Here is a 12,065-nt window from a genome sequence, read left to right on the forward strand (position 1 = left end):
CGGCCGCGTGCGAGCTCGCGGCAAGGTGTGCGCTCTAAGATCAGCGTCGAGGTTTCGTGCAACGTGTGAAGCACTGGCGGTGGGGGTGTAGAGCGCATGAACACAGTCGATATGTCGAAGACCCCGGCGGGTCCCGCGCTGGATCCGATCAACCCGTACGCGGTGATTTCCCTCGTCGCAGCACTTCTGGGCCTGTTTCCGGTGGCGATCGTGTTCGGCATCCTCGCGTTCTGGCGGCCGGGTGGCCGCGGCATCGCGATCGCCGGCCTGATCCTCGGTGTCCTCGAAGCCCTCGCGACCGCCGCCGTGCTCTATTCGGCGGGAACCGCATTCAACTCCGACACCGACTCCCAGGACTACTCGGCAACCGCGGTCACCACGTTCCCAGAGATTGCCCTACCCGCACCGTTCACAGCGGCACCCACCACTGCCGTCGCCGAGCCCACCACCGTGGAGACGACCACCGTCGCGGTCGAAACCACGGCGCCGGCCGCCATCGCGCCGGTGGTCAACGGGGACTGCGATCCCTCGGTCGACAACCACGCCACCGCGGCCGACGGAACGTTCCTCAAATGCACCTACGCCGGATCGACCCGGCCGCACTGGGTTCGATCGGTCCCGATCATCGGCACCGCATCGGAGGGCGACTCGTGCGACCCCTCGGTGACCGGTATCGCCGTCTCCCCGCAGGGCCAGGACCTGTTCTGTGTGACCGATACGCGGACCGGCGGCGGAACCTGGACACCGGGCCCATGAGTTCCCAGGACCTCGCGGGTGAGGGTCTTCGGGGCGGGCGGAACACAGACCCCGACCCTGTGAGCTCTGCGCTGCGGCACGGGTATCCAGGCCTGTGACGGTGCGGGGTGAGTCTGAGCGGCTTCCCGGGGCGCTCACCGCGATTGCTCTGCTCCTCGGGGGATTGGTCGCTGGTTACGTGTTCGGAGATACCCGAACCGGCCATTCCGTGCTCGACTCCACGGCCCGCTTCGATGCCGCCTCCAGCATCGTCAGCGGAACAGTGCTCGCCGCGGTCGCTGCGGCCATCGCCGCGGTGGTTCTCAACACACGAGGCGAACTACCCACGGCACCCTTCATCACCGCACTCTTCGGCTTCGGTGTCGTCACCGCAGGCGCACTGGGGGCGGTGCCCGATCCGGGGGCCCGGTTCAGCACACCGATCGGTGCCGGCGTACTGCTCGGGGCACTCGCGGTCTACGCGGGGCGGCGCCCGGCCGCGTTGATCGCACTGGCCACTGGAGTGTTGATCTCCGCGCTTGTGGGGAACCGGCTCGACGAGATGCTCCGCGTCACCTCCCTGACCGGGTCGGAGTTCGGGTGGACCGCATACACCCCGGTCGACTCCGTGCCCCCGCCCGAGCGGGCTCTGGTGGTCGTGGCCGTAGTCTTCATCGCGGTGATCGCGCTGGTCACCGCCCATCTGATCGCCCCACCCACCGCTGGTGCGGCGGGTCACCTCGATCGCCGCACGCTGGGTGTCGGTGTCGTCCTTCCGGTTATCGGCGGTGTGCTGTCGTGGGTGTTCGTCGCGTTCACCGACCGGTCGTGGGTGTGGTTCGTGGGCGCGGCCGCGGTGGCGGTGACCGCATGGACAGGGGCGCATCTACTTCGGGGCCGCGACGGCGCGCTGATTCTGGTTCTCGTCGCGATCAGCGGATGCGCTCTGAGCTCCGGGTTCTGGGTGGCGGAATCCGCGGTGGTCTTGCTCATCCCCGCGGTGCTTCTCATCGGCGGCGCCGTGTGCGGGTACCGGTGGCCACGGCTGTATGCCGGGATGGTCGCGCTCGGGGTGATCGCCTGTAGCTCGCTGCTCGACTTCGCCGGGCTGGACCTGATTCCCTCGGTGGCCTACTACTTGATGTTCCCGCTCGTTGCCGGGTTTACCGCGGCCTCGGTGTTGCCCATGTCCGGGGTGGGAGCGGCGATCGCACTGAGTGCACCGTTTACGTTGTCCATTACGGTGACCGCGTTCGTCGCGGGCGCCGGCGCCATGCCGCCGTTGATGTTTCTGCGCGCGGCCACGTCACCCGACCCGGCCGCGGTCACCATCGTCTCCGTCCTACTCATCGGGGTGTGCCTGCTCGGTCTTCGATCCCTGGCCACGAGGACGACCTAAGCTGCAGCGGGCCGAACGGACGGCACCGATCGACCGGCACCGATCGACCGGTGCTGCCGAGAAGCACGTGTGGTGCCACATGTCGTTGAGCCCTGGGCCAGGGCATTGTGACCGGGTTCTTAGCCCAGTTGATGTCCCAGCTGCCGCTACTTGTCGGTAGCGGTGTGAATACTCGACTCTCAACGCTTGACCACTCACACCAGGAGAGAACCACTGATGCAGCTTCGGACCCGCCCGGTCGCAGCCACTTTCGCCGCTACCCTCACCGCCGCGGCGTTGACCTTGACGGGGTGCTCCGCCGCCGGCGCGTTCCCGGCGGGATCGAGTGGCGCCGGCGCACCCGCACCGGCCGCACCCGCACCGGCCGCACCCGCGCCGGCCGCACCCGCCGTCGATACCGCGGCCACGCTGACCAAGCTCGACGCGCTGGCGGTCAAGGGCCGCGCCCCGAAAACCGGCTACAGCCGGGAACAGTTCGGGCCGTCGTGGTCCGACGACAACGGCGTCGAGGGCGGCCACAACGGCTGCGATACCCGCAACGACATCCTGCGCCGCGACCTCGTCGAGATCACCTACAAGCCCAGCACCCGCGACTGCGTCGTTGCGACCGGCACACTGCACGACCCCTACACCGCCACCACGATCGCGTTCGTCCGTGGGCAGGACACCTCGACCGCGGTGCAGATCGACCACGTCATCGCCCTGTCGGATGCGTGGCAGAAAGGCGCCCAGCAACTCAGTCCGGAGCGGCGCCGCGACCTGGCGAATGACCCCCGCAACCTCCAGGCCGTCGACGGCCCCACCAACGGACAGAAGTCCGACTCCGATGCTGCGTCCTGGCTGCCGCCGAACAAGGGCTACCGCTGCACCTATGTCTCCCGCCAGATCGACGTCAAAGCGCTCTACAACCGGTGGGTCACCCAGGCCGAGAAGGACGCCATGATCCGGGTCCTGGCGGCCTGCTGACCGGGGTCGTCTCGCGGGCGAGGGGCCGGCGGTTCCCCGTGAGTGTTGGCGCTCCGGCGCAAGCCGGGTGGTGTGGTGTGCCCTGCAGCGTCGGCAGATCTCTGATGGAAGCTGGGCCGATGAATGTGAGTGACCGCGTCAAGGTGCATGCCGAAGTCACCTCGGAGTTCGTCATCGTGAGCATTGACGGCGAGGATGCGGTGATCGAGTCGGTGCACGACGACGTCCCTGGTGGTCGGTTCCCCTTCATGCCCGCCTGGAGCGGTTGGTTTAGGGCGAACCCTGAACTCGATACGAAAATGCCGTCTGAACTAGGTGGATGACATGTCCCCTTTCGGTGATGGGGCTCCGCCCGCGGCTATCGTCACGACTACCACGTAGCGGCGGTGGGGGGATCGGTGCGGGCTCAGCGTGTCCCGCTGAAAGAACGAGGCGTCGGCGGTGACAACTCAGGAGTGCTCGACCATGGATTGCGTACTCCGCAGAATGTGGTGAGTTCGCAGCGCACGGTTGGTTGCGGGCGCGCTGCTGCGGTCACGAATTGCAGGACGGCGTCCGCCCACGTGACAATTACCAGCGGCTGCGGTACCGAGTCGGATTGCACGAACTGCGGAATCAATTGACCGACTGCTCGTGACAAGTTGTCAGTTGAGTTGGACAAGTTGGCAGTCCCCCCGCTAAGGTGATACGCAACATGGCCGGCCGTCCACCTCCGTATAGGAGGGGGCGGTCGGTTCTCCTATATTTGCGATGACTGAAACATTTACGAAGACGTTCAAGACGATTCCTGAGCAGGTCGAACTGCTTCGCAGTCGTGGTATGGAGATACCGGACGAGTCGTCGGCAACTCGGATTCTCGAGACGGTCGGCTACTACAGGTTGAGCGGATACTGGTACCCGTATCGGAAGCGACGGCCGGTACCCACAGCTGACCCGAAGGTGTTGCCTGGGTATGAGGCGATGGACGAATTCGCTTCCGGTACAACCTTGGAGCAGGTCGTTCGGCTGTACGAGTTTGACCGGAAGCTGAAGTTGCTTGTACTCGATGCGATTGAACGCATAGAGGTCGCCATGCGGATGCGGATCGGACACGCGCTTGGCCAAGGTCATCCGTTCGCGCACTGCGACATGCATGCTCTCGGCAGTGGGTTCACCGCTGTAGAAAACCACGATGATCCCTTGCACCGGTTGCAGTGGTTGAGCAGTGACCACTCTGCCTGGCTCGGCAACGTCCGCCGATTGGAGACGTCATCGAAAGAAGAGTTTGTTAAGCACTACCAGGCGAAATACGGTCACACACTGCCCGTCTGGGTCGTGACTGAAATCCTTACCTTCGGCGGCCTATCCAAGCTGTATGAAGGACTGAAGCCGAAGCACCGGGACGAAATTGCTGAGAGCTTCGGGATCATGAAGGGTTCCCGCGGAGACGGTGCCGCACTCGCCAGTTGGATGACGACGCTCAACTACATCCGAAACACCTGTGCGCACCATGCACGGCTATGGAACAAGAACATCGCTGTCCAGGTTGGCCAGATCGCGCTGATCGACGAGTTGAAGCACGCGGATCATTCCAAGCAACGGGTGTACGCCGCATTGGCAGTACTGGCATTCCTAATCGTCCGAACAAACCCGGAATCAACCTGGCGCCAAGACATCGCCGACTACGTTCAGAAGGGGCTCAAGGCGATCGGACAACCCGAATCGAAGATCGGGTGCCCCGCCGGGTGGGAAAAGGAGTCCATCTGGGACCCCGGATATCTGCCGCCGGCGGACCCATATCCTGCCGAGCATCGCGCGCTCCGCCGCGAGTTTGAGACCGTAGGCGCGAGTGACGTCGGACTTGTCCTCGCCCCGACCAGCGAACCGAGATCACGCACCAGCATCGTCCGTCGCGAGCGGAGTGCCGGACGGCTGCTTGGATTGAAACTTGGCGAGGCCTTCGACTACCCAGTCTTCCAACTGGAAAAGGGACAGAGCCGGATCCACCCTGTCGCCGCGTATGCCAATCACAAACTTAACGCCGCGGACGATCCGTGGGGTGTGGCCCGCTGGTGGGTCAACGCAGACGTCAGACTCAACGGACGCACACCGCTCAACGACCTTGAATCTGGACTGCTTACCGAGGCGGTCGTGGATATCCTCTCCGGACCCAACGGCCCCGACGCATAGTTCATCACCCCGGTGGTCCGCCCAGTCTTCACGTCCACCGCCGCTGTCCCCACTGCCACTATGACAAGTCGTTCAATCAGGAACGGGCACCGGACCGTCTACGGGCCCAAGTTGTGCCGGGTCCGGCTGCTGCTCCCTCATGCGGGGAGACGATCTTGATCGCTATGCTGGTGTTCTCGGTGAAAACGCCGACAGCATCCCAGGTGAAGGCCACTTTTCCTCTAGAAGTCCCGTGGGAATCGTCGGCAATTATTGGTAGATCGATGCATGTGTCACCCGTCCACGTGACTGCGAGCGGCACGTGCATCCTCCCGTTGGCCGGAAGTCGCGCTAGCAGTGACGGCCGTGGCGGACGCCGGAGTGCTGGCCTGACATCATGTCTTCGTGCAGCATGATCTCGAGAAGTTGGGGCCGTTCGGGTTCCAGGACCTCGCAGCGGCGTTGGCGACCGCGGTGTGTGGTCCGCACGTGCAGGTTCTCGGGTCTGGCTCCGACGGTGGCCGGGACATGCTCTGCCAGGGAACGATCATCTGGTCCGGCACGGAGACCGAGCGCGGCGAGGTATGGGACGGCTACACCGTCTTCCAGGTCAAACACAAAGAACGCCTGGCCGCGCAACCTTCGACCAACTTGTCGTGGTTGTGGAAACACGTGAAAGCCGAGCTGGACGCGTGGGCGGATCCCGCATCGGTGCGAGGCCAGGTGCCCGATTACCTGGTGATCGTGACCAATGTCCCGCTGACACCCGTCCCTGAAAAGGGCGGACTGGCTCAGCTCGACAAGAACATCAAATCCTACATTCAGGCCCTTTCCGATGGATCCCGGGACATCAACGACGCCGCGACAGAGCGCCGGAATGCGATGAGAAGGCGCATGTCCCGCCTGCGAAAGTGGCGAATCTGGGACGGCAATCAGGTCGACGGACTGGTCACCACCAACCCCGGCATCCGGCGAGCGTTCGGCGCCTTCCTCACTGTCCCGGATGTCTTCGCGCACCTGGCCGACTTCACCGACAAGCTCCCACTCGACGAGCTGGAATCGGGACTGCACCGACAAGCACGCATGGCTCTGATGGGCGATCGCGCCATCTACTTCGACGAGGCCGGCTCCGGAGACGGCCCTGGCACTCCGATCGAAGAAGTCGCAATCGATCTGCCGATCACACCCAGCGGCGACGGTAGGCGGCGCACGGTCTTCGGATACGTCCTGGACCGCGGAGAGCACGTCCTGAAGCCGCGCCTGAACCTGCACGACGGACCGAGACACATCGTGGTCGCCGGCGGACCCGGCAACGGGAAAACGACGATGTCGAAGTTCCTCGTCCAGGCCTACCGCACCGCGATCCTGGCGGGCGGATCAGATCTCGGCTCCGATCACATTGGGGTGATAGAGGAGACTGCAAAAACGTTGCGCGGTATGGGACGGGACGGGCTGCCGAAGCACAGGCGGTGGCCGATGCGTATCGATCTTGCCGAGTACGCCGAGGAAGAGGGCCTGAGTGAGGACTCCACACTGCTGCGGTGGATCGCATACAAGGTGTCCAAGCGACTGAACGCGGGCGACGTATCGGCTGCAGCTCTCGACTCGTGGATGAAGCAGTGGCCGTGGTTTCTCGTGCTCGACGGCCTCGACGAGGTGACCGAACCCCGCATCCGTAAACGTCTCATCGCGCAGATCACCGAGTTCGTCACCGAGGCCGAAGGCGACAACTGCGACTTGCTGGTCGTGGTCACCACACGACCCACCGGATACGTCGAGAACATCGCCCCGACCCAGTTCGAACGGGTCGACCTCTCCCGGCTCGACGTGGAACAAGCTGTTCGGTACGGGATCCGGGCAACCCGAGTACGCCTCAAAGACGATCTCGACAAGATCGAACGGATCGAGGCGCAGCTGCACCGCGCGGCGGACAACGAGTCGCTGCGGAACCTGATGCAGACACCGCTGCAGGTGCTGATCATGACAATCATCGTCGAGGGAGCCGGCCGACTGGCTCCGGACCGCTACAGCCTCTTCTGGGGCTACTACGAGACCGTCCTCAAACGCGAACGCGCCAAGCAGATGGCCTACGCCCGATTACTGCAGGACCATGCTCCGCACATCCTCGACCTTCACCAGCGCGTAGGCTTCGAGCTGCAGATACGTAGTGAGGACTCCGACGGGTCCACGGCCACGATGAGCCCAGAGGAACTTCGAAGCATCGCCTGGCAGGTGCTGCACGACGCCGGCTTCCATCCTTCCGACACCGATTCTGGCCTCCTCGACCAGATCGTCACCGCGGCCACCCACCGCTTGGTCCTCCTCGCACCGCGCGGTGCAGAAGGAATGGGCTTCGACGTCCGATCACTGCAAGAACTGATGGCCGCACGGTTCCTCACCACCGGACCGCTCGATCAGGCGACGGCACGACTACAGAGGGTCGCAGCAAGCCCACACTGGCGCAACGCCTGGGTCTTCGCCGCCGGCGGCCTCTTCACTGAACCCCAGCCCCACCAACACGAGGCGATCGTCTCGCTACTCGAGCGAATCGATGACGACGCCGCATCCAGGCTGGGGCGAATCTGCCCAATCGGCCCTTCCCTGGCGCTCGACCTCATCGACGATGGCATGGCTCGGACACAGCCCCGCTTCCACGACCGGCTACTCGCGGTCGCATTCGCAGTGCTGAAGGCCCCCAACCTGCCCGATCCACTCGCAGTCGCGCGCGTACTCGTGCGAGCTGCGGACTTCAACGATCGAGCACGGAGCCTCGTCGCCGATGCACTGCGTGACTCACTCGGCGCCGACCCGGTGACGCGCCAGACGGCAGAGCAGGTCCAAGCGCTCATCGAGACCGCCGACCGCGAAGCAGGTGCCGGCAGGCACGCGCGCACGCTCACCGCGGTCCGGGCGAAGGTTCCCCGGTCCCCGGTATCGGTCCCGAGCGCTGCGGTGCAGTGGGCGCAGTACCAGCAGACCCTGGTAGACCTGTCCGCCGACGACGAGGTCGCCGACAAGATCGGCAACGCTGATCAGGCTCTGCACCGGCTGCGGGCGGGCGGCGACATCGACACCGAAAGCCCGGCGATTCTCGACGCGCTCGCAGATCCCGAGGCGGCTGAGATATTGGAGATGGCGCTCGAACCTGTAACCAGGCATGGCCCTGAACTGCTGACGCTTCTCCGCGATGGTGTTCTGCCGGCGGTGCACCGAGCACCGGTCGGCGAGTCGATCAGAACTGAACCACTCGCCGAGCCTGCCAGGCCGTGAAGCACGCTCTCCCGTATTGCTCTCAGCGCAGGACGGTCTCGGCTTATCGCCCTATCGCTTGGATGAGTCACCATACGGTCCGAGCGAGTGCTCTAGCGTGGGACTGGAATGAGAAAGACAAACTCAAGGCGAGCCTGATGAACGAGCCCGACCGATGGTCCCGTCCCCGTATATCGCCCGAGGCGTTCGACGCCCAATGTCAGGCAGCCGGTCTTCCCGCGGACGATGCTGCCACGGTGAGCGAGTTCCTACGGAAAGCTCAATCCGGTAGAAGGCTCGCTCCCAGGTGGTACCGGAATTTCAAGTTCCAGTACGACTACGACCCGGTGGTCTGACGCACACCGCGTACACCCGCAAGGCTGACACCGACACCGGCGGGGGCACACGCCCTCGTGGGTCTTGGGGCGATGTAGCGGAGGATCTTCCGGCTTCGCTGCCCACGGTGCGCCACCGGCCGGCGGCGCGGCCCGCACGCTAGTCGATTCGAGGGGGGTTGAAGGGAAAGGTCCGGCGCGGGTCGTATCGCCCAGTCCCTATCGCCACCTTGTATGCGTCCCAGTCCCCGCGGAAGAAGTATGAGGTATTGCCATCGCTGTAGGTCACCTCGACCGGCATGGATCCCCGGCGACTGATCACAACCAGTTCACCCTTCACCGTTGCCGCAGCGATCTTCTCAGCGAGAGCCCGCTCGCGGGCCTCGCGCTCCCGTCTACCCTTCCGCGCTGCCGCGGCCGCAGCCCGGCGCCGCCGCCACTGCAACCACACTCCCTTCACCCGAGGAGCAAGAAACTTGAACGTGCCGGCAATCGCCGCAACGACGAGACCGACCGCGATTGCCTGCCAAATAGTCATGCGCAGCAGAGTACGGATTGGGGGTGCAGGCCCTGGCAGGTAAAGCTCGAGGCACTCGACGAGGGTGTCCTCGACCGGGTGGCTGTCGTCGCTACCGGCTTCCGCTTTCAGGGACTTGAGCGGTGCGAGTCCGGTGACCGCAGGCCCCGCCCCTTACTCGCAGGGGGCCGCGCCAAGCACGCCCGCGGGCCGGTGACGCGGTGGCCACCAGCCCGCCGTTGCCGGACAACGCCGATGAGGTGCTCGAGGCGTCGACCTGGCAACGCTGCCGCCGCTCCTCGCGTGTCCCAGAAGCATATGACCGCCCGGAGAAGCCTACCCATCCAGTGCCCCGGCACTGGATGGGTAGGTGCCGTGAGGGCTTGACTTTCAGGGGGTGCGTGTGGTGCGTGAATGGCCGAAATGCGCTGTATGTCAGTGGTTTTGGGTTGTTGTGTTGTGTCGGTGGGGTGGGTTATGGTTCGTGTCGTTCCAGTTGGTGCGGGGGCGTCGGGCTTAACCACTCCGGCGTTTCCGCGTTCGAGTCCCCCCGGTGGGTTTCCGGGTTGGAGGCGTCATGTCTGATGTGGTGTTGGTGGACGGTGTTCTCGTCCCGGCAGGTGTCGAAACGCAGGAGGGTTGGGTGTTCCCGCCGGATGGTGCGTATGTCGCCCTGCGGGATGCGGTGGGGTGGTTGGTCGTCGATCCGGTGGACCGCGTCGGTCAGGTGCCGGGCGGTAAGGCGGCGGTGGCGCTGTTGGTGCAGGACGTGAAGCCGGGGGTGTCGGGCGGGTTGCTTGTCGCGGATGTGTCGCCCGGTGATCTGGTGGTGCGCACCGAGTCGGATACGCGGACGCTGCTCGACAGCGAGCGGGTGTTGATGGCGGCGGTACTCGGTGAGCACCGCCGCGAGCGGGAGGCGCGCGCGGAGCTGGCGGCGGCGCGCCGTGAGCATGAGCAGCGGATCGAATCGTTGGTCGATGACGCGCACACCTGGGCGGACGAGAACAGCCTGTGCGGGCAGTTCGACCGGTTCATGGACGAACACGGTTTGCGTTCGCGTAGCCGGGAGTACGTGGTGGAGTGCGCAGTCACACTCACCGCGAAGGTATCGGTACGGGTCAGCGCGTCCGACTCGAGCGCCGCCGAAGATCGGGTCGAGAGCGGTGAGGTGGCCCGCGCGCTCGGCCGCCAGCTCGGCGGGTTCCGCCGCCACGGCCTCGAACTCGACGACTACACGGTGACAGGAGTTGAGGAAGCATGAGCGAGAAGAACCAGGGTCAGCAGCAGATGCGGGTGCAGGCGGTGCGGGTCGGGTTGGACGGCAGCCTGGAGGTGATCGATCTCGGGGCGGGGGAGAGTACCGGGGCGGCGATCCGCACGGCGATCGGGTGCCGTTGGTTCGATGTGGTGCGCCTGAGCCCGGATTTGGATATGTGGATCGACGACGAGGGCGCGGTGATGGCGGACGCACAGGTCAACGTCGTTGCTACGGAGATTGCGCGGGCCTATGGGGCTTTCTGGCAGCCGTTCTGCGGTGTCGTGGTGTTCGCTGCCCACGACCGCCACGGCGAGACTGTCGGCCTCTCAGAGCCGGTAAAAGATGCCCTGCTGTCCGGTGCAATCCTCACCCGCACGGCGGCGGTGAGCCGATGACCCCGCCCGCAGCACCCACGACAGCAACAACGACGACGATCCCCACACCGGAGGCGTACATGTCACAGGCTGAGCGTGCCCTCGAGCGCGGCACCCACTACATCGAAGAATCGGTGTGGGTCTACCTGATGCGCGACTGGGATGGCACCGATCGGTGGGTCCTCGACCCGGTGACGGTGGACGGGTGCGGCCTGGACTCGGGCCTCGAGGACGGTGCACGCAACACCGAGTGCATGTGCGACAACCAGGCCGAATGCGACACCATCCGGGAGCGCATGGACAAGGTGTACCTGCCCACGGCGGAGGACTTGATGCACCTGCTCGCGGAGTCGTTGGGCTACACGGTGACGAAGGCGGTGCAGCCGTGACGGTGGAAGCAATAATTCTCCGCGACCCCGACGGGCCGACCAGCGTGTGGGTACTCATCGATGGTGAGCCCGTCGAGGTGGTGGAGAGCTGCATCGATGCCGGTGCGGGTTGGGAGTGGGACGACTGGATCGAGCATCGCGATCTGATCCTCGGGCGTGCCTCTCCTGCGGCGCGGGAGTTGTTGCTGGGGGTGCTCGATGGTCCGCCCGGCGGGGTCTATGTGGAGGGCCGCGACGATCGGCCCTGGCTGGATCCCGCAGCCTAGATCGTTTCTCTCCAGGCACGGCCCGTACCCGAACGCGTGGGGTGCGGGCCGTGCCCGTGTGGGTGGGCGGTGTGAGCTGCGGTGATGGCAGGTCCCCGGTCGGTACCGCCCGAAGTTTGCGGAGGGTGTGTGGGTGCCGGCGAGGTGCGGGGTGGTTGTCGGGGGAGGGGTGCGTGTCGCGGGGTGCCGGTTTTGCCCGTTTCGTCTCGTTTTGAATCATGTTGGTAATCAATATGTTTCGGTAATCGGTTGGTATGACTATTCTTACATAGGTTATGCACATTCTGTCTTGACTAGAGCTCGAAATATGTTTGTATACAACGATATTAACGTTCGATGTGCTTAAGACCCCGCCGGGCGGACCATCGAGCACCCCCAGCAACAACTCCCGCGCCGCAGGAGAGGCACGCCCGAGGATCAGATCGC

The 12,065-nt window shown here is 64.9% G+C and carries 12 protein-coding genes; 11 read left to right on the forward strand and 1 reads right to left on the reverse strand.

Features of this window, described 5'->3' with window-relative positions; all coding sequences use genetic code 11:
* The first annotated feature begins 96 nt into the window (after positions 1-96).
* The 7 genes from JQT59_RS36060 (at position 97) to JQT59_RS36090 (ending at position 8,853) form a co-directional block, all read left to right on the forward strand.
* Positions 97-756: a DUF4190 domain-containing protein gene (locus tag JQT59_RS36060; protein WP_213578565.1), complete on the forward strand. Its 660-nt coding sequence runs from the start codon at positions 97-99 to the stop codon at positions 754-756.
* A gap of 100 nt (positions 757-856) precedes the next feature.
* A complete protein-coding gene (locus JQT59_RS36065; RefSeq protein ID WP_213578567.1) occupies positions 857-2,134 on the forward strand; it encodes a hypothetical protein in 1,278 nt (425 codons plus the stop codon).
* 216 nt (positions 2,135-2,350) lie between these two features.
* A complete protein-coding gene (locus tag JQT59_RS36070; RefSeq protein ID WP_213578569.1) occupies positions 2,351-3,100 on the forward strand; it encodes an HNH endonuclease family protein in 750 nt (249 codons plus the stop codon).
* 119 nt (positions 3,101-3,219) lie between these two features.
* Positions 3,220-3,423 carry a hypothetical protein gene (locus tag JQT59_RS36075; RefSeq protein ID WP_213578623.1) on the forward strand — a complete coding sequence of 68 codons (204 nt, stop codon included), beginning with the start codon at positions 3,220-3,222 and terminating at the stop codon, positions 3,421-3,423.
* Between the two features lie 427 nt (positions 3,424-3,850).
* Entirely contained in the window at positions 3,851-5,269 is a 1,419-nt protein-coding gene (locus JQT59_RS36080) for an Abi family protein (RefSeq protein ID WP_213578571.1), read from the forward strand.
* A gap of 384 nt (positions 5,270-5,653) precedes the next feature.
* Positions 5,654-8,518 (forward strand): NACHT domain-containing protein, encoded by a 2,865-nt coding sequence (locus tag JQT59_RS36085; protein WP_213578573.1) that lies wholly within the window; start codon positions 5,654-5,656, stop codon positions 8,516-8,518.
* A gap of 137 nt (positions 8,519-8,655) precedes the next feature.
* Positions 8,656-8,853, forward strand: a complete 198-nt coding sequence (locus tag JQT59_RS36090; RefSeq protein WP_213578575.1) for a hypothetical protein — start codon at positions 8,656-8,658, stop codon at positions 8,851-8,853.
* A 139-nt stretch (positions 8,854-8,992) separates the two neighbouring features.
* Here JQT59_RS36090 and JQT59_RS36095 read toward each other — a convergent pair whose 3' ends face one another.
* Complete coding sequence (locus tag JQT59_RS36095; RefSeq protein ID WP_213578577.1) at positions 8,993-9,370, reverse strand: hypothetical protein; 378 nt, start codon at positions 9,368-9,370, stop codon at positions 8,993-8,995.
* A gap of 556 nt (positions 9,371-9,926) precedes the next feature.
* On the opposite strand from JQT59_RS36095, the gene JQT59_RS37875 reads away from it, so the two are divergent.
* The 4 genes from JQT59_RS37875 to JQT59_RS36115 are packed head-to-tail and all read left to right on the forward strand — an operon-like array spanning position 9,927 to position 11,639.
* Positions 9,927-10,613 carry a hypothetical protein gene (locus tag JQT59_RS37875; RefSeq protein ID WP_213578578.1) on the forward strand — a complete coding sequence of 229 codons (687 nt, stop codon included), beginning with the start codon at positions 9,927-9,929 and terminating at the stop codon, positions 10,611-10,613.
* Positions 10,610-11,005 (forward strand): DUF3846 domain-containing protein, encoded by a 396-nt coding sequence (locus JQT59_RS36105; RefSeq protein ID WP_249354715.1) that lies wholly within the window; start codon positions 10,610-10,612, stop codon positions 11,003-11,005. Before JQT59_RS37875 ends, JQT59_RS36105 begins: the two co-directional genes overlap by 4 nt.
* A complete protein-coding gene (locus JQT59_RS36110; protein ID WP_213578580.1) occupies positions 11,002-11,373 on the forward strand; it encodes a hypothetical protein in 372 nt (123 codons plus the stop codon). The genes JQT59_RS36105 and JQT59_RS36110 overlap by 4 nt, the downstream gene beginning before the upstream one ends.
* The gene (locus tag JQT59_RS36115) at positions 11,370-11,639 is read left to right on the forward strand and encodes a hypothetical protein (RefSeq protein WP_213578582.1); all 270 of its coding nucleotides are present in this window, start codon (positions 11,370-11,372) and stop codon (positions 11,637-11,639) included. Before JQT59_RS36110 ends, JQT59_RS36115 begins: the two co-directional genes overlap by 4 nt.
* The last annotated feature ends 426 nt before the right edge of the window (positions 11,640-12,065 follow it).

Source organism: Rhodococcus sp. USK13, from assembly GCF_018343855.1.
GTDB classification, from domain to species: Bacteria; Actinomycetota; Actinomycetes; order Mycobacteriales; family Mycobacteriaceae; genus Rhodococcus_F; species Rhodococcus_F oxybenzonivorans.

Bases quoted from the DNA above. Each gene is read 5' to 3' on its own strand.
- JQT59_RS36060 (WP_213578565.1), top strand. From the start codon at position 97: ATGAACACAGTCGATATGTCGAAGACCCCGGCGGGTCCCGCGCTGGAT.
- JQT59_RS36070 (WP_213578569.1), top strand. From the start codon at position 2,351: ATGCAGCTTCGGACCCGCCCGGTCGCAGCCACTTTCGCCGCTACCCTC.
- JQT59_RS36075 (WP_213578623.1), top strand. From the start codon at position 3,220: ATGAATGTGAGTGACCGCGTCAAGGTGCATGCCGAAGTCACCTCGGAG.
- JQT59_RS36080 (WP_213578571.1), top strand. From the start codon at position 3,851: ATGACTGAAACATTTACGAAGACGTTCAAGACGATTCCTGAGCAGGTC.
- JQT59_RS36090 (WP_213578575.1), top strand. From the start codon at position 8,656: ATGAACGAGCCCGACCGATGGTCCCGTCCCCGTATATCGCCCGAGGCG.
- JQT59_RS36095 (WP_213578577.1), bottom strand. From the start codon at position 9,370: ATGACTATTTGGCAGGCAATCGCGGTCGGTCTCGTCGTTGCGGCGATT.
- JQT59_RS37875 (WP_213578578.1), top strand. From the start codon at position 9,927: ATGTCTGATGTGGTGTTGGTGGACGGTGTTCTCGTCCCGGCAGGTGTC.
- JQT59_RS36105 (WP_249354715.1), top strand. From the start codon at position 10,610: ATGAGCGAGAAGAACCAGGGTCAGCAGCAGATGCGGGTGCAGGCGGTG.
- JQT59_RS36110 (WP_213578580.1), top strand. From the start codon at position 11,002: ATGACCCCGCCCGCAGCACCCACGACAGCAACAACGACGACGATCCCC.